Origin of the sequence: Shewanella chilikensis, assembly GCF_002836945.1 — a bacterium.
In the GTDB taxonomy this organism is placed as follows: domain Bacteria; phylum Pseudomonadota; class Gammaproteobacteria; order Enterobacterales; family Shewanellaceae; genus Shewanella; species Shewanella chilikensis.
The window spans coordinates 1-22,521 of sequence record NZ_NIJM01000045.1; the positions used below are offsets into that span (position 1 = coordinate 1).

Here is a 22,521-nt window from a genome sequence, read left to right on the forward strand (position 1 = left end):
AAATTGGCGTAGCCGAGACAGGGATGTCGAGGCTCGAAGGTCGAGCAGGGCGAATATTGCGAAGCGACAAGCTTATGAGCGCGAGCCAAGGAAGGCGAGCCGGCCGTTATGCATGGATGCATTTGGCGAGTCCTGAGTGTAGCCAATTTGTTTCATAAGCCAGCGGGGATTTCGGCTACGTCGGGGTGTCCTTGGGGATGCAAGGGGCTTTGGACAAGCAAAGCCCCTTGCCCGGTGTGGTTTGGCGAGTGTCGCCTAGCGACCGGCTACGAGCGAGAGCCAGGGATGGCGAACTGGCCTTTGTGCATGGATGCACTTACACCACGACTTTAGGCCGCTGGCACAGCGGCTATCATAGCTTCAGGCAAAAACTAACCAATGACCTTGGGTTTATCTGCTGGCTAAGCTGCAGCCCATCACCTGCGATGCAGATGGCCAGGAAGCCCATGGCAAGTGAGTCACTAGTATTCAGTCCCAACTTGCTCCTTCCGCAGCCGGGGAGTACCCTCTTTCGCAGCCAACCGTTTAAGCAGTATCGGGAATTGACCGCCATGCCAAAGGAAATATTTATACTACGCCACGGCCAAACTGAATTTAATGCCGCCGGTAAGCTGCAGGGACACTGTAACTCACCGCTGACCGAACTCGGCAGGGCGCAGGCAAGAGCTTATGGTGTTGTCTTGCAACAACGGCTGCAATCGGCAATAAATCCTGAACACGAATTTCAGCTGGTTTCCAGCCCGCTGGGAAGGGCCATGGAAACGGCGACTCTGGTGGCAGAGGTACTTTGCCGGGATCCCGGCGCCATTATCGCCGAGCCCAGGGTGATTGAATGCGGTTTAGGTGAATGGGAACAGACCCGGGTCGCCGATATCCACGCCGCCAGACCCGAGCTTGCCGGGCGCAATGACTGGTATCTGCAGGGCCCGGGCGCAGAAACACTCCCCCAGGTGCAACAGCGGCTGGCACATTGGCTGACCGATCCAGCAACCCCGGAGCGGGTGATCCTTGTGTCGCACGGCCTGACAGGGATTATCCTGCGCGCCCTGTTGCTGGGCCTGGATGACAAGGCACTTTGGCGTCAGGACAAGCCTCAGGATGCTCTCTATCACTTTCACAGTGAGACTCAGGAGAGACTCAAACGCATCTGTTGCTGACACGCCAACCAGTCGAAGTGGGCCAGCAAGGCCTGCAAATAGCGCAGCTCTTCCGCCGGGAGTTGCCCCTCAGCCGCTGCTATCTGTTGTAAGTCGCTCAGCAGCTGTCTTACCAAAGGCTCGGTGCAATAGCCCTTCCACAGTCTCAGGGCGGCTTTTTTCGGCGAATGGCAGTAGCGCCGCAGCTGAATATCGACAAACCAGTCGGCCCGCTCCCGGGCGCTGGGCATCAGCGTCATCACATACCAGTTCATCCTCTCCTCCTCAGGCGGATAACTTAATCCTGTCGCGGCCATCGCTCTTGGCCCGGTACAGGGCTGTGTCCGCCGCGCTGAGCATGGCCTCGGCGGTGCGGTACTGGCCATTGATCTCAGTGGCAATCCCCTGGCTGACACTGACACAAACCTCACGGCTCAGCCCCAATTTGACGAAGTCCAGGCTACGAATGGCCTCGGCTATCTGCTCGGCCACCACCCAGGCCATGGCGCTGTTGAATCCGGGCAACACCAGGGCGAACTCCTCACCGCCAAAACGCGCCGCCAGACACTGGGGCGAAGGCAACGCGGCAGCTATGGTCTTGGCCATCAATTTCAGGCATTCATCCCCCATCAGGTGACCATGCTGATCGTTGAACTGTTTGAAATGGTCGGCATCTATGATCAAGGTGCTGATGGGCTTGTACTTATCGACGCACTGCTGCCACTGGCGCTCCAGTGTCTCGGTAAAAGTGCGGCGATTGGCCAGTCCGGTCAAATAGTCGGTCGCCGCCAGGGTGGACAGGCGTTTAATCTCATCCCTGTGACCGCTGAGATCATGCAAACCAATCACAAACAGCGGCAGCAAGCCCTGAATAAAGGAAAGCGACAGATTCACCGGCAGCTCGATCCCATCGACACGTCTGAGCAATACCTCCCAGGGGCCATGTTGCAGCGGTACCTGACGACCGTATTGGCTGCTGAACATGCTGGCATAGCGGCTACGGTAAGGCGCCGCCAACCAGGTATGCCAAAATTCACCGGCAAAGGTTTCGCTCTGATCACCCAACAACTCGGCCGCCGGAGAGTTCACCGCCAACACTTTACCCTCACCATCGGCCAGCACCATAGGTTGCTGCATGCACTCAATCAGGGTCGCCAGAGCCTCGCTGTCACACTCACACTGACTAAAACCAGCTTCATTGTTGTAGGGGCTTGCCATGCTGTTCTCCCTCCCGACCTGCGGGTTGTTCAATTTCGACAGGGATAACTCTAGCGCGTACGTACAAGGCTAACCTTCTGATAAGCTTACGATGTAATCTATTGATAAATATCGTTAATAATTCCAACCTTCTGTAGGCGGGAAAGGCGTCCAACCACAAAAATACGGCAATGATTGGCAAGCATAGGAGCTTTCGGGCGGGAAAGAATCCCCCGATCGGCAAATCGGGGGGGGAATAACTACTTTATATCTTTATTGATAACTTGTGGATCCGGACTGGGCAACAGGAGCGGCGATTCCTCACTGCTGAACAGGAATTGATACTTGCCCGTGCCTGTATTACGCATAGGGTCATACAGTTGCAGCGTCAAGCCATCGGCGCTGACCTCGACCCGAACGATATGACCATCGAAGGGATTGGTGAAGGCGGCACCGACAAATTTCAGCCCGGCCGGAGAATCTTCCAGGTTCAACAGCTGATAGGTGATCACTGCGGGTTCACTGACCACCACATCACCGCTGCACTCCACGCCCTGCTGTGAATAGTGAAAGCTCGCCTGCCGGGCGCTATCCAGAGTAACACTCAGCACCACGGGCTCACTGACATCACAGTAAGGTAAACGCGGTTTCAACAATAGGTTGTCGGTTTGGCTCAGCTGCGCCGCCTGGTCAAACTCGGCCATCCGTGACGGCCAGTCAAACAGCGCCAGGATCCGATAGACTTCCGAAGCACTCAGTGGTTGTTGCAACAGCCGGCGATCCAGATGCAAAGCCCCTACTTATCAAACACCAAGCTATTGATAAAGGCGGATAAAGACTGCCCCAAGGGCTCCAACGGCGAAGGCTAGGCCAGCAAGAGTTGCAACTCGGCGTCACTCTTTACCGATGCCATCGCCAGAACGATCTCGGCCTGTGCAGCGGCACTCAGTGCCAGGGGAAAGCTTGCCAGCAGCGCGCTGACCATCAAAGCAATACGCATAACGACTCCATGTCAATTAGATCCACATGCCTTATGTGGAGAAGAAAAACTGATTGAGTGGCTCAGGTACAGAAGCCACCCAGATGAATGCAATCAAGCCAGATTTAAGTACTTGACAATAAAACTAACTCAGTTATTGCCAGTATTCACTATTTGAGGATCCTGGCTGGAAACCAATAGAGTATTGTTGCTGTTACTGAGGATCAGCCTAAAGCCTGTCTTGCCTACCACAGAATTGGTATCCATCAGTATCAGCATATCCGGCGCCTCGGTCTTGACCGCATCGATAATGCCGTCGAAGGGGGTATCGAAGGAGGCGCCAACAAAGGCCAAATCCATATCTGTCTTGTCCTGTAGCTTATAGATAATATGAGTGTTGGGCTTATCTACCACTACTGGGCCGTCCGGCTCATAGGCAAACTGAGGCACGCGGTTATCATCCAATGTAATAGTGACAATGATATTTTTTACGGGTACAGACATAGCTTCATCCTTGTTTTAGGTTAGTTTTTGAGGGGGTATTTAAATTGACGAAAACGATAACCAAGTGGCTCAAATTTAGCCTTCATTTTCAATAGTTCCTGTTGGTCATCAATGCAATCCAAAGCCATAGCATAAGGCGCGAGTATACGGGCATCACTATTCACAGTGACCCATGGTTGCAGACTTCGGCTGACTTTCTGGCAGTGAGTATAGGCAAAGCTTATATCGTTATTTAACATGGACACACTATAGGCGATTACAAGCCCAGCCTCGGCCAGGGCTCCCATATCCACAGTGCCCAAAACCGTTTTCTGTCCTAATGTTGTAAAAAACGCTTCTGCCAACAAAGCAAGCTTCTGAGCTTGCTGATAATCACCTTGTTCGAGCCGCTCATTGGCAGCAGCCAACCAAAAACGAGCCTCCAATTTAAGCTGCTTAGTCGAGGTTTCGCTTGACGGCTTACTGGCCAGATGCCCACTCAAAGTATTTAGCATGGCCGTTTTTTCTGTTGATGTCGGTAGCAAGCTAACCAGTAACACCTCAACAAAAGATTGCTGCATTCGCCAGCGCTCATTTTCCGGGTCGGCCTCAAGTGCGGCAGCAATAGCCCGACTGGCTTCCATTGCGCTATCTCTGGCCAGTTCGGGTTGCTGCACCGCTCTGTATAACTGAGCCAAGATCTCCAGATTCCCGGATAATCTATATAGCTGATAGGGTTCTCTCTGAGCATGCCGTTTTAACTCTTCGGCTATCTGCCTATGAATGGCGATGGCTACTTGAATATCCCCTTCAGCGCTGGCGGCACTGGCAAGCCAGGAGCGGGTATCGGCGACATCGGCCAAGAGCTGAGGGTCATCCGGCGACTCTGCCAGCGCGATCAGCTTGAGCCGCAGCGATTCCTCAAAGCCCTGGCGCGCCTTGCTGAACTCCTGCAGCGTCATCGACAATGACCCCAGAGAGTTATGGGCGTAGGAGAGTTCCATCAACGCTTCGCTGTTGTCCGGCGCCAGTCGGTACATGGCCTGACTGTGTTGCAGATAAGCCTCAAGCCAGGGGCGGGTGCCCTGCCAATCGCTCTGGTCATACTTGAGTTGCCCAAGCCAGAAAGCATTGGCGCCAAGAGTCTTTAACAGCTCCAGCTGATCTGTACTGCCGGACAGCAGTGGCAAGAGTTTGTCTCTGGCAGCCAGCAGCGCCTTTTCCGCTTCATCCACCCGGCCACGGGAATAGGCCACCTCACCCATGGCTTCCAGTGTCTGGCCATGGCGAAACAACGCCGCCTCACTCAGGCTGCTGTCGGCCTCGCGAAAATAATCCAGCGCCTTGTTGCTGACACCATCGAGCAGATCCATCCGGCCTATGCTGCGCAGCTTGTCGGCAAAGTCGCCCACCATAAAGCCCAGCAAGTCTTCTGCCGCCAGGCGCTTGGCCTGCGCCTGCTGCTCGGCTTCAACGCTGCGATAACTCATGAATACCGAGATGAGGGTCAAGAGGCATAAAAGCATGAAGGTCGCGCCCTTGAGGCGCCGCTGGCGCTGCCCTCTGGCGCTGGAGGCGGCAACATAGCTTTCGCTGACTGGATCCAGTTCAAGCAGGGGATCGTTTTTCAGCGCCAGCGCTTCGGTCAGCGGCTTGCCCTGGGGCAGCAGAAAATCGCGGCTGCACTGCTGTTGCTGCCAGCGCCTGGCCTGATGGAACAGCCTGGCCTTGGCCGCCAGCCCTTCCCTGTGGCTATCTATCCAGTCTCTGGCCCTGGACCAACGTCTGAGCAAGGCTTCATGGGCTATGCTGAAACCGGGTTCGCTGTCCTCCAGATGGGAGACAAACAGCCGACTATCGACCAAGGCCTGAACCAAGGCGCGCTCGGCATCCGTGGCCAATTCGGAATATCTGGCGCTGCGACTGGTGACCGACTGCTCATCTTCCCTGAGGGTCACCAGCAGCGACAGCACCCGCGGCAGGGCCGCCCTTTGCGAGCTAGACAAGGAGGCGATGGCATCTTCGGCGGCCTGGCCTATGGCTCCGGCCAGCCCCCCCAGACGGTGATAAACCGCCAGTTGCAACTGGTTGTCGTCACTGCGCTGCAGATACAGGGCCTGCAGCATATACTGCAACATGGGCAGGGCATCCGGGTTACTGGCGGCCTCACGGCACAGCAGCTCATCCAAGCCCAGTGCCGATTCAGGGTCAAATTCCCAGTTCAGGCCTGCGGCTGCGGCCGGCAAACGTATCATCTGCAACAGTTCCTGACGGCTGGGCGGCAAGAGATCGAAATGGGCGCCATTGCCCTTGCCCGCCATCAAGCTGGGGCTGGCAACCACCTGAGGGTAGAATTCATTGCGACAGGCGCTGAGCAGCAATACGGCTCCGGAACGCGCCAGAGTGTCGAGCAGCGCCAGCCCCTGCTCACGGGCGGCGGCCGAGAAGCGCGGCGAAGACAGCAGCACTTCCAGACGGTCGACAAACAGGCCGAACCTGGGCTTCTGCCAATTTTGGGACGGCAGCGCCCGGCAGAGTTGGGCGCAGAGGCTGTCGATATCCTGCTCCAGGGCGTGAGCCAGCGTTTCGGCGCTGTAGCCTGCCAATACCGGCGCATCGTCCAGCTCCCAGTCGAGCATGGCGGCGGCCAACTCCAGCAGCAGTTGATCTTCGGCGACATCGGCCAGATCCAGTATCGAATAGCAGGCCAGGCCTATGCCGTGAAAGCCCTGAGGCGAAGCCAGATTGGGCAAAATGCCTGCGTGAATCAGCGATGACTTACCGCTGCCACTGGGGCCAAGCAGCAAGCAAAAACCGCGGCCATGTTTAATCTGCCTGGCTATGCGTTCCAGTAAGGCGTTGATCTGTTCGCTGCGGCCGAAAAACACCCCGGCATAATCGGCGCTGAAGGGTTTTAACCCGGGAAATGGTGAGCCCTGGCTCCAGGCCAGCGACGGCAAACTGGCTTCGTGGCCGATGGGGAAACGGACATCGGCTACAACTCGATAGCCGCGTTTGCGGATAGTTTCGATGAAAGAAGGATCGCCGGCCTTGTCGTCCAGCGCCCGACGCAGCTGATTGATGGTCTTGTGCAGCGGGTTATCGCCCGTGTCGCTGCCGGGCCAACAGGCATCCAGCAGCTCATCGCTGCTGACAACCTCGCCGCTGCGACGACACAGATACAGCAGCACATCCATGGCTTTGGGTTCCAACTGCCGCAGGCGCTTTCCCAGCCGCAAACTATTGCTGCCGGGATCGACCTGCCAATCACCCAAAAAGAAGCTGCTGTCGCTCATGGAACCTACCGCGATAAGAGATTGACCGCATCTTACCCGGTATACAAAGTTAACACCATGATAACAGTGTTAAGTTTTACCTAATGAGCGTTAACTCAAATACTCAAACCCCAGAGCTCGAATGTCTCCCGGCACAGGGATTCGCGAAAATCCGGATGCGCTATATCGATTAAGGCTCTGGCCCGCTCGCGGATACTGCGGCCCCAGAGGTTGGCACAACCATATTCGGTGGCAATATAGTGCACATGGGCCCGGGTAGTCACCACCCCGGCACCTGGGCTCAGCACAGGCGCGATACGGGAAACCGCGCCGTTGGCGGCCGTGCTCGGCAGGGCGATAACCGAGCGCCCGCCGGGAGAGAGACCGGCGCCGCGAATAAAGTCCATCTGCCCGCCTACCCCGGAATAGATTCGGGTACCTATGGAGTCAGCGCACACCTGGCCGGAAATATCCACTTGCAGCGCCGAGTTGATGGCCATTACCTGCGGGTTGCGGCGGATAACCGAGGTGTCATTAACCTGCTCTATATCCAGAAACAGTACTTCGGGGTTGTCATCGACAAAGTCATAGAGGGCGCGGCTGCCAAGCGCAAAGCCGGTGACCAACTTCCCCGGATGCACCTTCTTGCGGCTGTTGTTAATCGCCCCGGAGCGATAAAGCGCCAGAATGCCGTCGGAAAACAGCTCGGTGTGGATCCCTAAGTTTCGTCTGTCTGCCAACTGCCCCAACACGGCATCCGGAATGGCACCTATCCCCATCTGCAGACAATCGCCGTCTTCAACCAGAGAGGCCACATGCTTGCCGATAGCCTGGCTGATGGCATCGGCTCCGGCCATGGGGTGTTCGGGCAGCGGCGAACTCTGTTCATACACGGCGGCAAAGCGGTCATAGGGTACAAAGCTGTCGCCATGGGTGCGCGGCATTTGCGGGTTGATATGGGCTATGATCCGGCCGGCCACATCACAAGCGGCGCGGCTGGCTTCGACACTGATCCCCAGTGAACAGTTGCCATGGCTGTCCGGCGGTGACACCTGTACCAGTGCCGTATCTATGGGTTGCTCGCCGGAGCGAAACAGCTTGGGCACCTCGGATAAAAAGACAGGCACATAATCCGCCTCGCCACTGGCCAACAGGGCGCGGGTCGGGGCGCCGCCAAAGAAACAACGATGGCGCAGATGGCCCTTGAGCTCGGGCACACTCAAGGCCTCGGCTTCCTCGGTATGCAGTTGCAGCAAGGTCAGGTTCTGCCGCGTCATGGCATGCTGTGCCAGCGCCTCCAGCAAGACTCTGGGCGTAGCCCCCATAGAGTGGGTCCAGATAAATTCATCATTCCCTATCAGGGATACCGCTTCCAGTGCATTGGAACAAACTCTTGGCGCCATACTGCTGCTTCCTTATTTTTATTTATACCGTTCCGTGACAGGAGTTTGATTGAACCAATGCCGTATTTATTTTCCCACACCCCACCTGATTGACTTGGGCTGTCCCATCGAGACGACTTCACCCAAGCCATGACAGGCTCCGCCGGTGGGAAAACCAACTCCTGTACAAAAAGGCCTTAACCCTAGCCAGTTGCTCTGTGAAGGGCAATCCCTAACAAACAACCTAAACCCCGCGACTGTGGAAAGTGAGCGCTACGCCACAGCAAACAGGTTGCAAACTGCGAGCCTCACAAAAATGCCACCGCGGCGGATAAGGCGTTTACCCTCAAGGTCTCAGTCGTTAGACTAGCCGGGCCCCAGGCTGCAGCTGCAAGTTCCACTGATTAGCTGTGCCCGGGCAGGACTCAAGTTTCAAGGAAGTAGTATGTCTCAATTCGACAAGACCCTCAGCGTCAGCCTCAATCCAGAAGATCCCGCCAGCATCGCCCTGGCACTGCAGCAATACCGGCAACACCTGAACGACGGCAGCGCCTTTCGGCTCAATGGCTCCTTGCTATTCAATATTGAGTTCGTCAATCAGCAGCTGCGGCCGCTTAACCGTGACGATGCCGGTGCCAACCGCCCTTTGTTGGAACACGCCCTCGATACTGCCCGCCGGGATCACAGACTCAGCTTTTACACCGAACCGGTACTCTTTGCCGCAGCGCTGAACTTTCCCGAGCTATTGGACGAGCTCAAGGCCACAGCCGAGGCCATGGTGGCCTTCTCCCGCCGCCGCAACGACTCCAGCGATCTCTTTATCGATGACTACAACGTCTTCGGGGTGGAAGCCCTCTACATGCTGGCCAGGCAATATCCCGAGCTGAGCCATTATCTGGCCGCCTTTCTGGTACCTTACTGGAACTTGGAAAGCTTCTACCAACCTGTGTTACTGCTGGGCAAACTGGTGGAGGAGTTCGGCTGGCGCCGCGCACTGATCCACGCCTATCTGCACTGCGACGGCGAGCAGAATCGCCGCTGCTTTTTCCAGACCACAGAGGGTGATTCAGTCAACCTCAGCCTACTGGAACATTTTGCCGGGCATCCGGACGATTACCCCTGGTTTAAGACGCAGCTGCTTAAACGTCTCGAACAAACGCCACTGCTGGCCTATGCCAATGAACAACCGCTTGAACAAACCCAGCCGGTACTGGAGTTCTTCTACAGTCTGGGCGACTGGCCGGTAGAGGCTGACATTGACGACATTGAACTGTGGCGGGATCGGGTCAAGCAGCAATTGATCTTGGGTCGCCGGGTAGAGGATGAAGCACTTTCCTTGCTGGCGCAGCTGAGCGAGCAGAGCCAACCTCTGGTAATAGTGGCAGAGGCCTGGCGGGAAGACGACCGTCATTGTCTATGGCAAACCGGGGAAGAGCAGGCTCTGGCAGAAGACTATGACTGGGATCAGTATGATAACGAGCCGGGCTCTGACTATGCCGAGCTATTTTATGACCTGGAAGAGTCGGAAGACTATCTCAGGATTGATGAGCTGGAAGAGCTAGATGCCGAAGTGGGAGAGGCTATGCTTTGCGCGCTGGCCGAACTGCCCAAGAGCCTTGGCGCCTGCGCCTATGCCGCCTATCGCCTGAGCCGCCTGAACTCGCCCCACAGCTTAAGCCCGGAAGCCGACAAGGCCAACGAGGCCGCGGCGCTGCTTCGCTGGCTGGCGCAGCAGCTGCCGTTACAGTTTCAGCATCATATCTTCTATGAGGGCGGAGAGTACCAAAAGAAAAGGCGTGAACATCGCCTTCTCAAGAGCTGGCTCACGGATATAGACACCGAGGGCGATGTTGCCAAGATGGCTCAAATTGCCTCTGAGATACTCTATACCAGTAAGGACGGAAAGCGTATTGCACTCTTGTGCTCCAATGGCAATAAAGGATTCCAAAACGGCTTGTTGGCGCTGTATTTCCTGCTCTGCGCCCCGGAGCTCGAAGCGCCGCAGTGGCAGGCATTGAAAACCCTGGCACAAAGGCATTGGCAGCTATGGCTGACGCTGGATCCGCTGCAACTGATTGAAAAAATTTATTATTGCTGGGCTGACTACGCCTTCTATCCCGCCATTGACGATGAGCATCTCGAGGCCGAATTGCGGCAAAACCTGCTCAAGCTGGGTGTGAGCGAGGCGCAGCTTGATGCTCATACCCTGCTGACAGCACAACAGGTGGCTGCCTATCGCCCGGCCGATAAACGCTTCTGGCAAGGTTATATCACCAGGCTTAGCCGGTTTGCCGAAGCCGACCCAGAGGATAACAGCATGATAGGCCGCCGCCTCTGGCAGCAACAGCAGCAGTTGTTGCAAGCGCTGGATTCTAGCCGCGAGCTGCCGAGGCTGAGCTTTTTTGGCCATCTCAAGGCCAACTTCCCCGAGACGCCTCTGCCGCAGGCGTTTTTCGAACTGTTTGATCTTTGCCTGCGGCAAAGCTTCAGCAAATCATTTACCGAAGAGCAGGCGCAAAGCCTCTGCCGCCAACTCAAGGCTTATCTGACATCGGGCGAAGGGCTTGAACCCTTGACGCCCCAAGCCACGGCCGAGTTGCAGGACTGGGCGCCTTGCCGCTCGGACGACCCCGCCGATGCCGCTGAGCTTAGCGACTTTGTCTGGCTATTGCCCGAAGCGCAAGGGCGAGGTTTGGCCCTGTTTCTCGCAGGCCTTGGAACCCAAAGCCTGTATTGGCTTCACCGGCCGAGTGTGGAGACGGCCTATGTCAACCACCTCATTGCCGAGGGTAGTCTCTCGATGGCGCAGCGCTGGGAAGATCACAGCGTAGGACACAAGCGTCACAGCGACTATGACACAGGGTTAGCCTTTCAGAGTACCAAGGAAAACTGGGCCCTTGGCTGGCTGGACAGCATAGGCGTAGCGCCGCAGAGCACTGCCTATTTCGCCGTAAGCCAAGGCCGCGCCCCGGCACCCTTCCTCAAACATTTGGCCGATGAGGGCCGACTGCCGGAGACCTCGCAGCTCTTGACCATAGACGAACGTGTACGCCTGCTGAAGTTGCTGGCGCAAGCCGGGGCTGACGCCGAGCTTTTCAGCGCCTTCCTGCAAGACGAGTCTGCCGCGGTCCGGCAACTGGCCAAAGATTTGGCGCAAGGCTCTTAATAGCAGGCTCTTAAGGAAGACATTGATAAAACAGCAGTTGGGAATAACCCAATAAACGAGTAATAACAGGATAACTGCCACGCCCTGGCTCACGGCGCGATCGCCGGTTGTTTAACAGGAAGTGCCTTACAGGCAACGACCGGAATTTAATATCAAGGAAGCAATATGCCCCAGTTCGACAAAACCCTCAGCATTAGCCTCAAGCCACAAGATCCCGCCAGCATCGCCCAGGCGCTGCAGCAATACCGGCAACACCTGCACGATGGCAGCGCCTTTCGTCTTGAAGGCTCCCTGCGGTTCAATATCGAGTTTGTCAACGAGCAACAGCAGCCACTCAGCAATGACGATGCCGGCGGCAACCGCAACTTGCTGGTGCATGCACTCAGCGCCGCTCGAGCGCACCACACCTTTAAATATTACACTGAAGCCGTGCTGTTTGCCGCAGCGTTGAACTTCCCCGAGCTATTGGACGAGATCAAGGCAACAGCCGAGGCCATGGTGGCCTTCTCCCGCAGTCGTAACGACTTTAGCGATCTCTTTCTCGATGACTACAACGTCTTCGGGGTGGAAGCCCTCTACATGCTGGCCAGGCAATATCCCGAACTGAGTCATTATCTGGCCACCTTTTTAGTGCCTTACTGGGATTTGGACAGCGGCTATACACCCGTGGAACTGCTGGGCAAACTGGTAGAGGAGTTCGGCTGGCGCCGCGAACTGATCCACGCCTATCTGCACTGTGATGGCGAACAGAGCCGCCGCTGTTTTTTCCAAACCGCCGAGGGTGATCCAGTCAACCCCAGCCTGCTGGAACACTTTACCGAACATGCTGACGATTACGCCTGGTTTAAGGCGCAGCTGCTCAAACGTCTAAAGCAAACCCCGCTGCTGGCCTATGCCGATGAACAAACGCTGGAAGAAACCCAGCCAATACTGGAATTCTTCTACAGCCTGGACGACTGGCCGGTAGAAGCGGAACTTGAAGACACTGAGCTGTGGCGGGATCAGGTCAAGCAGCAATTGATCTTGGGGCATAGGGTGGAAGATGAGGCGCTGGCGCTGCAGGATGCGCTCGGCGTTGAGCCCAAGGCACAGGTTGCCGAAGCCTGGCTGATGGACGACAGGTTCGCCCCCTGGCAGCAGGATAAGACAGATACCGGCAGTGCCCAGGCAGAGCAGGAAAGTGGCAAGAGCCCCGGGCAAACTCAAGGCAACTGCCAACTACCCAGCTTGGAAGCGCTGCCTTTTTTCCTGCTTAGCCATACCTGCAAGCAAAGTGACTTCGCACAGTTGGATACAGCCATTGCCGATCGTCTGCAGGCGGCACTGGACAAGTTGCCGACTCACCTGGGAGGCATCGCCTATGCTTCCTATCGGCTCGGCCGCCCCGAGTGCACAGAGGCAGAAACCCAGGCTCTGCTTGGCTGGCTGGAGCAGCATTTCCTCACTGCCTATATGCGTGTCTTCAATCGGCATGGTGGCCGCTTCAACAACGATAATCCGCAGCATTTGATACTCAAGGCCTGGCTCACTGAGGCCAAGGAGCAGCAGGATGCTGACACTATGGCCGCCGTTGCCGAATCGCTACTTGGCAAGGATGGGGGAAAACGCGGAAGCCAGATAAGCCAGCGTCAAGCGGCCTACTGGTTGTTTTTCCCGGACGATGGTTTCCAGCGCGGCCTGCTCAGCCTGTTTTTCCTGTTAAATAGCCAACTGCCAGAGGCTCACACCGAACTGCAGATCCTGGCCCAGCGCCACTGGCAACTGCTTTTGAAACTGGCGCCTATGGTGCTTATCAGCCGCATCAGTCAGTTTTATGCAAACTATGAGGGATATGCCGCCATAGATGATCCGCAGACAGAGCAGAGCCTGCATCAAAAGCTGCTGACACTGGGAGTCAGCGAGGCGCAGCTGGATGCCCATACTTTGCTGCAAGACAGGCGCATCGCACGCTATGCGCCGGCCAACGAGCGCTTCTGGCAACGATACCTGGAGCGATTGGCAAGCTTTGCCGAAGGCGATCCAGAAGATAACAGCATGATAGGCCGCAGCCATTGGCTGGCTCAACAAAAGCTGTTGGATGCCCTCGGCTATTGCGATGAAACTGCCATGCTGGGGTTTATTGCCGATCTCAAGGCCTGTTTCCCGGAGCGCCCCTTACCGCAGCAAGCCTTTGAGCTATTTAACCTCAGCCTGCAACGCGGCCTGGAGCAGAAACTCAAACCGGCAGCGGCGAAGGCTGTCTATGACAAGTTACAGGCCTATTTGCAAAGCGGCGAAGGCCTGGAAAACCTGACACCACAAGCCTTGAAACTGCCGGTTCTACAAGGTTGGGATCCCTACAGCGATTATCGCGGCAAAGTTGGCGTGGCAGACTTTGTCTGGCTGTTGCCAACCGAGATGGGAGAGCGGCTGGCACTGTTTCTCAGCGGTCTTGGGAAGCGAGGGCTGCACTGGTTGGGCTGTCCCAGTGTCAGGGAAGCCTATGTCAACCATTTGGTTGCCGAAGGCCATCTGAATATGGCCGAGCGTTGGCAGGATGAAGCGCTTGGGCACTCAAGCATAGGCGATGTCGATGTGAGCCTGCAACTTGAAGCCGACAAGGAATTCTGGGCGCTACTCTGGTTGGATAGGATAGGTGTGACGCCACAAGCCACTGTGTATTTTGCCATGCACGAAGGGCGGCAACCTGAGTCTTTCATTATCCACTTGGCCAGCCAGCAGCGACTGCCGGATATGTCCGGGCAGTTGACCGCGGATGAGCGCAAACGCCTGCTGGAAATCATCGCCAACCATAATTTCCTCACCAAAGAAAACACTGAGCCATTCAAGCAAGACGAGTCGAGCGTCGTCAGGCGCATGCTGAATAAGTTGTTTTAAGATTAAAAAGGCGTTGCCGGTCAACGCAGTAACGCCTTTTTGAGATAGTTTCAGCTGCCTTTGAGTGAGCGCAGGAACAAACCTATGCCACCTGTCAGCAATACAAGGATCACCAAGAGATCAAAACTGCTCATGCTGCGCAGGCTAAAGTGAATGGTAGAGATCACCCCAAAGATCATCGCTGTGATTGAGCCAATCGCCAATAACCAGCCAAGAATATTCTTGCCGTTATAGAAAATCATCCCAACCCCCAGAATAAAGGGCACCAAGATCATACCACCGGTGATCCCCCACTGGCTGCCAAATGCGGGGACACCATACAAGCGGGTGCCCAGACCAAAGTTGCTGGATACCCGAATGGCGTTGAGCAGCATATAACCGCCACCACACATCATGATAAGGCCAATAAAAAACTGACCAATGCCGCCGGAACTCCCTCCCGCTCCATTCATGTATAACGTCCTATATTCAATCGATTGATGCGACAAAAATTTTAGCCGTTTTAGGCCCGGGCGGCAAACCGGGCCATAACGTTACGAGTCGCGGCCATTGAGGCGTTCAATAATCTGCGCCTTGGCTTCTTCCTGCGCCTGCAATGCTTCCTCTTCCTGTTTCTGCCGCATCAGCTCATTGAAGGTAATGCGGGCAGACTGGGCTTGCTCCGAGGCTTGCAGTTTACGCTCCTTTGCCGTCATGGCTTCATCTGTGAGGCGCTGCAGCTCGGCAAGTGACTCATCGGGCGCATCCCCCAATTCCAGGTGCGATTCACTGCGGCTCAAGGCTTCACGACGCAGCTGTTTTTTCAGCTCCCAGATAGCGTCCAGGGCTTCACGCTCGGCATCGGCGGCCTCAATGGCGCTGTCTCGCAATTGTTCAAACTTGGCCAGCGCCTGGCCTTCGCGGCTCCAGGGGTCAACCTCTGGCAGATCCGAAATATTAATCACGGGATCCTCGTAACCATCCTGATGACTCAAGTCCAACATGGCCGCCTTGACCCCGGACATCATCAGCATCACGGCGATCACCAAGAGCGGCAGACCACCGACGATAGCCGCCGTCTGCAAGGTGGCGAGCCCACCCATAAACATCAGTACCGAAGGCATAAAAGACAGAGTAAAGGCCCAAAATAGGCGGTTCCAGCGCAGTGGCTCCTCGGTCACATTGTTTTGCACCACGGACGCCAGAATATAAGAGATGGAATCAAAGGTGGTGGCGGTAAAGATGATACACAAGAGCGTAAAGACGGCGATGACCAGATAGCTGAACGGCAACTGCTCCAATATCGCAAAAATTGCCCTGGTCGCCCCGTGTTCATTGAGGATACCCACCACATCCAGCTCCCCCGACAACTGCAACGACAGGCCGAAATTACCCAAGATCATAAAGTACATGGCACAGCCCAGAGAGCCGAAGAAAATTGAACCGGCCACCATCTGTTTGATGGTTCGGCCGCGGGAGATCCGCGCCACAAACAAGCCCATGCTGGGGGCAAACACCAACCACCAGGCCCAATAGAAGATGGTCCAGTCCTGAGGAAAATGGGTATTCTCAAAAGTCCCCAAACCACCGAAAGGCTCGGCCCAGGTGGCCATGATAAAGAAGTTGTTCAACATACGTCCCAGAGAGTCCAGGCCGGTTTCCAACATAAAAATAGTAGGGCCGGCAAACAGAATAAATGCCAGCAGCGCCAGCGCGCCCCAGAAGTTGATATTACTCAGCACCTTAATGCCTTCATCCATCCCCTTATAGGAGGAATAGGCAAACAGTGCAGTACACAGAAGCAAAACCCCAATCTGGCTACCCGTGGTCGATGGCAGCTCAAACAAGTAACTCAGGCCTTCGTTGATCAGCGGCGCCGCCAACCCCAGAGTGGTAGCCGCCCCGCCGAGCAAGCCGAAAATAAACAATATATCGATAAACTTGCCGAGCTTGCCGTGACTGCGGCCTTCCCCTATCACGGGCATCAAGGCCGCCGATACCTTGAGCACAGGCTGTCTGCGAACATAAAAGAAGTAAGCAATGGGGATGGCAGGGATCAAATAGATGCTCCAGGCGATAGGCCCCCAGTGGAAGAGGCCATAAGTGGCGGCCCAGCGCACCGCTTCTTCACTGCCGGCTTGAAGTTGAAATGGTGGATGCTGATAGTAATAGGCCCATTCAATTGTGCCCCAATAGAGGATACTGGCGCCTATACCGCCGCAAAACAGCATCGCTGCCCAGGAAGCTGTGGCAAATTCCGGCTTTTCATCGGCATCGCCAAGCTTAATCTGGCCGATGTCAGAAAAGATGATGTAAATCATAAAGAAGAATGCCGCCAACCCGAGCGACAGGTAGGCAAAACCCAATTTATCCGTCATAAACGCCTTGGCAACGGCGATCCATTCGGCACCTTCAACCGGAAACAGCGCCAGCGGGATCACAACTACAAGCAGCAGGCCCAGAGCACCGAAGAAAGTGGCTTTATCTATGAGTTCGAAGTGTTTTTTCATGCTTTTGCTCTTCTGTTTGTCTCCGTTCGGGAGCTGGGGCCACAGGCAGAGGCCCATGCCGGATAAAATAGGCACAAGTCGCCATCCAGTCGATTATCTTTATCCGGAAAACGTACAAAAAGTGACGTAAATCAATAGGATTGTTACGTGATGAGATATTTGTGTCCAGCTTGTATGAATTGCTGACTATTTCAGTAAATACGATAAAACGCTTAAGACCATAAGGATTTATGTGCGTGATTGCAAGTTTACCCCGGTCTGGGAGGTGCCATTCATGAAAGCAAGGAGAGTGATAAAGCCAAGAGACTCAACAAGCAAAGGGCCCACAGTCACAGGGGCCCATACAGACAAAGTACCAACAACCGGCAGAATCTGGCTGTCAGTCTGGCGCTTCGCTACTGCTTCAGCTTCATCCAGGCCGCCTGGGTTTCACGACTGCTTCTTGGGTCCTTTGGCACCAGCCAAAGCAGCATCATATTCAGCAGTGAAGTCGAGAGCATAGCTCCCCAAAGCAGCATCAGTGAGATGCTGATAAGGATGTAACTGGCGTAGGAGTCCATAAAGGACAGGGCCAGACCGAAAACAACACCGCTCCCGGGTAATAACAGTAGAGTAATAAACAACATCAAACATACCGTCTTAGCGACTGACCACCCCAGATTACGAGCCCTGCGACTGAGAACCATGTAGCCGAAATAGAGGCTGGGCAGTAACCAAAACATGATGAGCGTTCCTGTCCCCTGCCCTTCAAGCCGCAGCAAAGACCGCAACGCAAAAGCAGGGGAACCGGAAGTTTGCACCATAAAGGTCAGCCATCCGAGAAACAATCCATTGCAAAGCCCCAGTATCATGCTGCTGCGAAAGAAAGCCAACGCCGGCGTCTGACGATCGGGGGCGCACCCCTTACGATGAGCCAGCAAAGGGTGTTCAGGTTCAACTTTTACCAAGGGAGGCCGAAACAGGTAGATCAGTAACTGCACTACCAGCCAAACAACAGCGCAGCCCAAGGCAAACATCAAGCCAAGCCAAGGCATAGTCTTGTCAAACTGAAGCATGCTCAGTAGCGTTGGGTAGGAGAAGCCGAACAGGATATTCACCAATGCCAGCGGCACACCGCACCAATACCCGAACGCCCGTCGCCCAATAGCGACATGCGCTGCCAGCAACCCTGCACCTATACTGAGTTGCAGCCCAGTTGCCAAGATAGCCAACAGTAAAATAAAGAAGTCGACCTCTCGAATTGCCAGCAGCAGTGAAGGTGAGAACATGTACACCAGTTGCCACTGATAATGGATAGCCAGCATGGGCAGCAGCGCAATAAAATAGCGACTCCGGTCGCGGGTTTGTTCCGCCCCGCCAAACTCTGGCTGAACAAAGAGATCGCTAATCACCTTAGCCATGCTGTTGGACGATTGTCTCAATCCCATTGCTCATCCTCCTCGAAATACTTGCCAGTCAGAACTGGATGAACTCAACTCGGCAGCCCAAAGCAGTTCGGTGCCACCTTCATCGAACGGACGCATCTGCAATAGATGGAGAACCGGGCCACCTATATCAGACTTTACTTTCAGCAACCTGGGGCCCAATTCGCTGGCCTGGGCGTATCTCTCTGGATACGGGGCAAAATCCAAAATCTCAATCACAAAACAACCCTTTGTTATTTATGATGATTACCTTTAGTTAATCATCATTTCATTGATAATCGTCTTCATCCTGACGGCTCATTTCATATGGCAAGCGGCGGTTAAAGTCCTCGCCATCAGGGGTATCGGCATACTTGCCGAGCAAGGTATCCAGATTGCCATCCTGTTGGAAAAACAGCTCATGATCGACATCGATACAGTTGAGGTATTGGGCCACCAGCGGCAGATATTGGCTGCCGGCCAATCCCAATTGCAACGCACAGTCGGCCAGTGCCGGCTTGCTAATGTGTGGATCGCTGTAACAGTAATGGAGCCGCTCATTGGCAATGAATAGCCCCAGCAGACGCGCCATATAGTTCCGGCCTTCCAATTGGAGGGCCACAGCCTCAAAGAAGCGCGCCTCATCCCAGCTTTCGTCGGCATCATAAAAACCGAGGCGCAAGTCTTTACCCGACTTGAGCGATTCAAAATCTGTCAATGCCCGCAGCACCAGCTTGTCCAAGGCCTCAAGCCTTGCACTCGCTGACTGCAGATCCCTGACTTCGATTCGCGAAAAACCGAGCAAAGGGGGAACTGTATCCTGCACCTGCGCCTGGGCATGGAAGCTGCTCCATTCTGTCTGCTGTAATTGCACAGCAAAGCTCGCCTCCATGGCGGCGGGCGCTTGGTTCATCTGGCTGGCCAGATCCAGAGTGGGGTTGGGATTGACGCGCCACAGATAATGCCAGTCGGTCAGCAAGGCTCCCTTGCCGAGGAGTTTCATGCCCTCCTCGTCGTATAAGTCATCTTCGCCATCCGGGAGATACAGGGGTGAGCGCCACAGCCCGTCCAGAGAAACCTTGCGGGTCGCGCCGCCATGCCAGCCAAGCCAAAGCGCCGCTTCGTCATCGCAGTAGGCAATATCATCCAGCTGTAACCAGAAACGCCCCTGCGCCTCTTGCCAGTCGAGATTGTCGACATCGGCCGGGGCCAACAGCATGTCGGCGTCATCGGCCAGTTGCTCGCGGGTATATTGACGCACGTAAAAACGGCCTATCTCGCGGCCAAGGCGCAAGTCGATGCGCTGCAACTGATACGCCAGCGCCTCTGTTTCAGCATCGGCTACCCGGCTCAACTCCATGGCCGGCAGGATAAGCTCACCGCGCTCACTGTCCAGCGCCAGGGCACACTCCCAGAGCGCTTCATTCCCCGGCGGATTGGGCAGAGGCATGGCCGCCACCTGCAAGAGCTCGGAATAACGGCCCTGCCATTGAACTTGGTTAATGCTACTACCGACGGGGTCACTACCTACGGGGTTACTACCCACAAGATCATTGCCGACGACAGCCATAGGGTCCAGCCGCAGCAAAAACTGCCAGGCCTGGGACCGACGGCGCCTACTGCGGTGACAATGCAGGATCAAACTGTTATCCGGCCCGGCATAGAGGCGATCGGTAAAACTCAGCCCTATGCTGTCCGGCAGTCCGGTCGCATCGACCTCGGCCCAAGGGCTGCCCTGATTATCCACCTCATCATTCAGCTGCATGGCAGCCGAGGGCGAGAGTTCCCTGTCCTCCAGCCAGTGCCAGAGCGTTAAGTCATAACAGCAGCGCCGGTCATTTTCGCCCAGTGATGCCAGGGTTCGGCCATCACTCAATACCGCGACTTTGAGATATTCCATCCCGGTATGAGCCAAAAACTCCTGCTGCCGACGCGCCAGATCCACCAAGTAGATACAGCCCTGCTGATCCCAGATAACGCAGCTCTGCTCACGCCCCGGCACCCCATGGAAACAGCCACTGACCTGCATAGTGCCCTCAGCCATGGGAAAGTCTGTGCTCCAGATGAGCCGATAATCCGAGCCCGTATCTGCCGCTTCATAGAGATACAGGCAAGGGCAGCCATTGTCCGCATCGATATAGATGAGTTTACCGTCGCCAACCGGCGAACTTGTGAATGACATATTTCTTTATCCTTTGCTCAAAAATACCAGCGACTGCCAGTTATCGTCGTTATCGAATTATTCGTCGTCATAGTCGCCTTTCTCGGCCAGCTTAAACTCCGGGTCGTTATAGGGGCTTGGGACCGCCGCCAGGAAAGCCGCCAACTGTTGCGAGTCCTGATGTTCGGCAAAGATCACTTTCAAGGTGCGATTGATATGAAATGGATGCACGGGCAAGGCACTGAGAACATTGAAATAGTCCGCGAGTTGCGGCAGTGCCTGCCTGTGCTGGCTGAGCGCCAAGGCAGCCTCGGCCAGCACAGGCCGCCCCTTGGCTCCCAGCAAACACCTGGCCTGGGCCAGACGGCAGTATGCCGCCAGGATGGCCGCTATCAACTCAGGCCCCTGCTCCAGACGCACGGCATAGTGGAAGAAGTCGTATTCACTGTGCCGATTCCCCAAACCATCGACAAAGGCAAACCAGAGCCTGCCAGGCTCAGTAACCGCACTATGGGTTATTTTCTGTTTCAAGCGGCCAAGCCAGCCGGCTCTGGTTGCTACTGGGACTCTGGTTGTTACTGAGGCTAAGGGCGCTCCGCACGCCTCCCCCAGGCTCTGCTCCAATTTAGGCAGCACCGCCAGTAGTTGCTGCAAGAGTTGCAGCCTACCTTGATCCGATGTCAGATCGTCACAATAGAGAGTCACCCTGCCACTGGGGCAAGGCTCGGCCTGCAGTTGGCTGGGAATTTGCAGCGGCTTGGGTTGATAGCTGCAGCAATTGAGCGGGCACTTTTGCTGTTCGCCAGCCAACAGGCTCTGGGGCACAGCAGCTTGGGAGTCGATGTCGACCGAGTAGTGACTGGGCTCATCGAGATCACCGAATGCCAACCAGAGTTGCCCTTGGTTAACCCCCTTGATCATGACCAGATCATCACCATAATGGCTCAAGGGCCGCCACTGCCCCGCCGCATCTTGGCTGCCCAGTTGGTACAGAGGGGAAAGCCTCTCGCCCTTCGGCGACACCTTTTGCACCACACCCCCTTTCCAGCCCAGCCAGAAGACTTGCTCCTGCTCACAAAAATAGCTGCAAGTCAGGCTGTTGAGCAGTTGCTGCCACTCGTCGTTATCCTGATGGGATATCTCTCCGGCGGCAATCCGCTCCAGCGCCTCCTGAACCGTTTCGGCATCATATTCATCACAGATATCGGCCATGGCCAGCAAGCGCACCCCGGCATCGATTTGGCGGCCGAGGTTCATATCTATCAGCTGCAACCTGGCTTCGTAACGCACAGGCTCGCCCTCGGCCTGATGACGGCTCACGCCATCGGCGGCCAGGGTAGTGATAAGGCCGTTGGCACGGTTCTGGAACCAATAATCCTGCGTTGAAACCTGCACTGGAGCCGGTTTCCCCGGCAGAGGCTGTTCGGACCAGGTTTCGTTTGACGGGTCAAAATACACCAGTTGCTGAAAGCGGAAGCGATAACCGCCATGCTCATTGCGACCATAAAAGGCCACGCGTCCATCCCGGGTCAGAATCAGTGACTCAGGCTCGATTTCGGCACTCACAGGCCAATGCTGCACCGGCTCCATGGCCGCGAGATCGACCTTGAGCAAGCTGTGGCCGCGGCGCGCAGCGATGCCCACCCGCCCGACCACCCACAGGGTCTGGTTGTGGCTATCAAGCCAGGCCCCTGGGCTTCCGGTGATTTGTAAATCCAGCACCTGCTCACAACTGCGCGCCTGATAATCGCAGACAAAAAGCAGTCCATTTTGGCCCAAGGCCAGAAAGCGAGTGTCATCCAGCCACTGCAACAAGGCCAGCTCGCCATCCTCGGTTCCCGGCAACTCACATTGCCACAACAGGGTGTCGGCCTCATCAGCGCTCTGGATAACCTGAATAAGCTCAGGGCCGATAAAAAACAGCTTGGCCTGTTGCAGGCGGATATTGGTTCTTACATTGGCATTCATTGAGT

At 55.7% G+C, this 22,521-nt stretch carries 17 protein-coding genes; 3 read left to right on the plus strand and 14 right to left on the minus strand.

The window, feature by feature from the left end:
• Positions 1-352: 352 nt before the first annotated feature.
• Positions 353-478 carry a hypothetical protein gene (locus CX651_RS20280; RefSeq protein ID WP_263619351.1) on the minus strand — a complete coding sequence of 42 codons (126 nt, stop codon included), beginning with the start codon at positions 476-478 and terminating at the stop codon, positions 353-355.
• 73 nt (positions 479-551) lie between these two features.
• Here CX651_RS20280 and CX651_RS15155 point away from each other — a divergent pair, with 73 nt between their 5' ends.
• Positions 552-1,157 (plus strand): histidine phosphatase family protein, encoded by a 606-nt coding sequence (locus CX651_RS15155; protein WP_101056741.1) that lies wholly within the window; start codon positions 552-554, stop codon positions 1,155-1,157.
• Here CX651_RS15155 and CX651_RS15160 read toward each other — a convergent pair.
• The 7 genes from CX651_RS15160 to CX651_RS15185 all read right to left on the minus strand — a co-directional run bounded on the left by CX651_RS15160 (position 1,127) and on the right by CX651_RS15185 (position 8,473).
• Positions 1,127-1,411 (minus strand): hypothetical protein, encoded by a 285-nt coding sequence (locus CX651_RS15160; protein ID WP_101056720.1) that lies wholly within the window; start codon positions 1,409-1,411, stop codon positions 1,127-1,129. The two genes, CX651_RS15155 and CX651_RS15160, sit on opposite strands and share 31 nt — an antisense overlap.
• Before the next feature lie 10 nt (positions 1,412-1,421).
• Positions 1,422-2,354 carry a sensor domain-containing diguanylate cyclase gene (locus tag CX651_RS15165; RefSeq protein WP_101056721.1) on the minus strand — a complete coding sequence of 311 codons (933 nt, stop codon included), beginning with the start codon at positions 2,352-2,354 and terminating at the stop codon, positions 1,422-1,424.
• A 239-nt stretch (positions 2,355-2,593) separates the two neighbouring features.
• On the minus strand, positions 2,594-3,124 hold the full coding sequence (locus CX651_RS15170) for a DP-EP family protein (RefSeq protein ID WP_101056722.1): 531 nt from the start codon (positions 3,122-3,124) through the stop codon (positions 2,594-2,596).
• 74 nt (positions 3,125-3,198) lie between these two features.
• On the minus strand, positions 3,199-3,333 hold the full coding sequence (locus CX651_RS20285; RefSeq protein WP_268249220.1) for a hypothetical protein: 135 nt from the start codon (positions 3,331-3,333) through the stop codon (positions 3,199-3,201).
• A gap of 129 nt (positions 3,334-3,462) precedes the next feature.
• On the minus strand, positions 3,463-3,816 hold the full coding sequence (locus CX651_RS15175) for a DP-EP family protein (RefSeq protein ID WP_101056723.1): 354 nt from the start codon (positions 3,814-3,816) through the stop codon (positions 3,463-3,465).
• Positions 3,817-3,836: 20 nt separating this feature from the next.
• Positions 3,837-7,091 (minus strand): nSTAND1 domain-containing NTPase, encoded by a 3,255-nt coding sequence (locus CX651_RS15180; RefSeq protein WP_101056724.1) that lies wholly within the window; start codon positions 7,089-7,091, stop codon positions 3,837-3,839.
• 95 nt (positions 7,092-7,186) lie between these two features.
• Positions 7,187-8,473, minus strand: a complete 1,287-nt coding sequence (locus tag CX651_RS15185; RefSeq protein ID WP_101056725.1) for an acetyl-CoA hydrolase/transferase family protein — start codon at positions 8,471-8,473, stop codon at positions 7,187-7,189.
• A 424-nt stretch (positions 8,474-8,897) separates the two neighbouring features.
• Here CX651_RS15185 and CX651_RS15190 point away from each other — a divergent pair, with 424 nt between their 5' ends.
• Positions 8,898-11,618 carry a hypothetical protein gene (locus CX651_RS15190; protein WP_101056726.1) on the plus strand — a complete coding sequence of 907 codons (2,721 nt, stop codon included), beginning with the start codon at positions 8,898-8,900 and terminating at the stop codon, positions 11,616-11,618.
• 165 nt (positions 11,619-11,783) lie between these two features.
• Complete coding sequence (locus CX651_RS15195; protein WP_101056727.1) at positions 11,784-14,495, plus strand: hypothetical protein; 2,712 nt, start codon at positions 11,784-11,786, stop codon at positions 14,493-14,495.
• Between the two features lie 50 nt (positions 14,496-14,545).
• On the opposite strand, the gene CX651_RS15200 is transcribed toward CX651_RS15195, so the two are convergent.
• From CX651_RS15200 to CX651_RS15225, 6 genes are all read right to left on the minus strand, one after another.
• Complete coding sequence (locus tag CX651_RS15200; RefSeq protein WP_101056728.1) at positions 14,546-14,947, minus strand: hypothetical protein; 402 nt, start codon at positions 14,945-14,947, stop codon at positions 14,546-14,548.
• A gap of 81 nt (positions 14,948-15,028) precedes the next feature.
• Positions 15,029-16,984: a BCCT family transporter gene (locus tag CX651_RS15205; RefSeq protein ID WP_101056729.1), complete on the minus strand. Its 1,956-nt coding sequence runs from the start codon at positions 16,982-16,984 to the stop codon at positions 15,029-15,031.
• A 395-nt stretch (positions 16,985-17,379) separates the two neighbouring features.
• Complete coding sequence (locus CX651_RS15210; protein ID WP_101056730.1) at positions 17,380-18,411, minus strand: hypothetical protein; 1,032 nt, start codon at positions 18,409-18,411, stop codon at positions 17,380-17,382.
• 3 nt (positions 18,412-18,414) lie between these two features.
• Entirely contained in the window at positions 18,415-18,627 is a 213-nt protein-coding gene (locus CX651_RS15215) for a hypothetical protein (protein WP_101056731.1), read from the minus strand.
• Between the two features lie 49 nt (positions 18,628-18,676).
• Entirely contained in the window at positions 18,677-20,569 is a 1,893-nt protein-coding gene (locus CX651_RS15220; protein WP_101056732.1) for a hypothetical protein, read from the minus strand.
• Positions 20,570-20,626: 57 nt separating this feature from the next.
• On the minus strand, positions 20,627-22,516 hold the full coding sequence (locus CX651_RS15225; protein ID WP_101056733.1) for an NHL repeat-containing protein: 1,890 nt from the start codon (positions 22,514-22,516) through the stop codon (positions 20,627-20,629).
• Positions 22,517-22,521: the final 5 nt, after the last annotated feature.

What these genes read in the sequence shown, in the direction of transcription:
- CX651_RS15160 (WP_101056720.1), bottom strand. Translation starts at nt 1,411, where the DNA reads ATGAACTGGTATGTGATGACGCTGATGCCCAGCGCCCGGGAGCGGGCC.
- CX651_RS15190 (WP_101056726.1), top strand. Translation starts at nt 8,898, where the DNA reads ATGTCTCAATTCGACAAGACCCTCAGCGTCAGCCTCAATCCAGAAGAT.
- CX651_RS15210 (WP_101056730.1), bottom strand. Translation starts at nt 18,411, where the DNA reads ATGGGATTGAGACAATCGTCCAACAGCATGGCTAAGGTGATTAGCGAT.
- CX651_RS15195 (WP_101056727.1), top strand. Translation starts at nt 11,784, where the DNA reads ATGCCCCAGTTCGACAAAACCCTCAGCATTAGCCTCAAGCCACAAGAT.
- CX651_RS15220 (WP_101056732.1), bottom strand. Translation starts at nt 20,569, where the DNA reads ATGTCATTCACAAGTTCGCCGGTTGGCGACGGTAAACTCATCTATATC.
- CX651_RS15175 (WP_101056723.1), bottom strand. Translation starts at nt 3,816, where the DNA reads ATGTCTGTACCCGTAAAAAATATCATTGTCACTATTACATTGGATGAT.
- CX651_RS20285 (WP_268249220.1), bottom strand. Translation starts at nt 3,333, where the DNA reads ATGCGTATTGCTTTGATGGTCAGCGCGCTGCTGGCAAGCTTTCCCCTG.
- CX651_RS15165 (WP_101056721.1), bottom strand. Translation starts at nt 2,354, where the DNA reads ATGGCAAGCCCCTACAACAATGAAGCTGGTTTTAGTCAGTGTGAGTGT.
- CX651_RS15180 (WP_101056724.1), bottom strand. Translation starts at nt 7,091, where the DNA reads ATGAGCGACAGCAGCTTCTTTTTGGGTGATTGGCAGGTCGATCCCGGC.
- CX651_RS15155 (WP_101056741.1), top strand. Translation starts at nt 552, where the DNA reads ATGCCAAAGGAAATATTTATACTACGCCACGGCCAAACTGAATTTAAT.
- CX651_RS15185 (WP_101056725.1), bottom strand. Translation starts at nt 8,473, where the DNA reads ATGGCGCCAAGAGTTTGTTCCAATGCACTGGAAGCGGTATCCCTGATA.
- CX651_RS15225 (WP_101056733.1), bottom strand. Translation starts at nt 22,516, where the DNA reads ATGAATGCCAATGTAAGAACCAATATCCGCCTGCAACAGGCCAAGCTG.
- CX651_RS15205 (WP_101056729.1), bottom strand. Translation starts at nt 16,984, where the DNA reads ATGAAAAAACACTTCGAACTCATAGATAAAGCCACTTTCTTCGGTGCT.
- CX651_RS15200 (WP_101056728.1), bottom strand. Translation starts at nt 14,947, where the DNA reads ATGAATGGAGCGGGAGGGAGTTCCGGCGGCATTGGTCAGTTTTTTATT.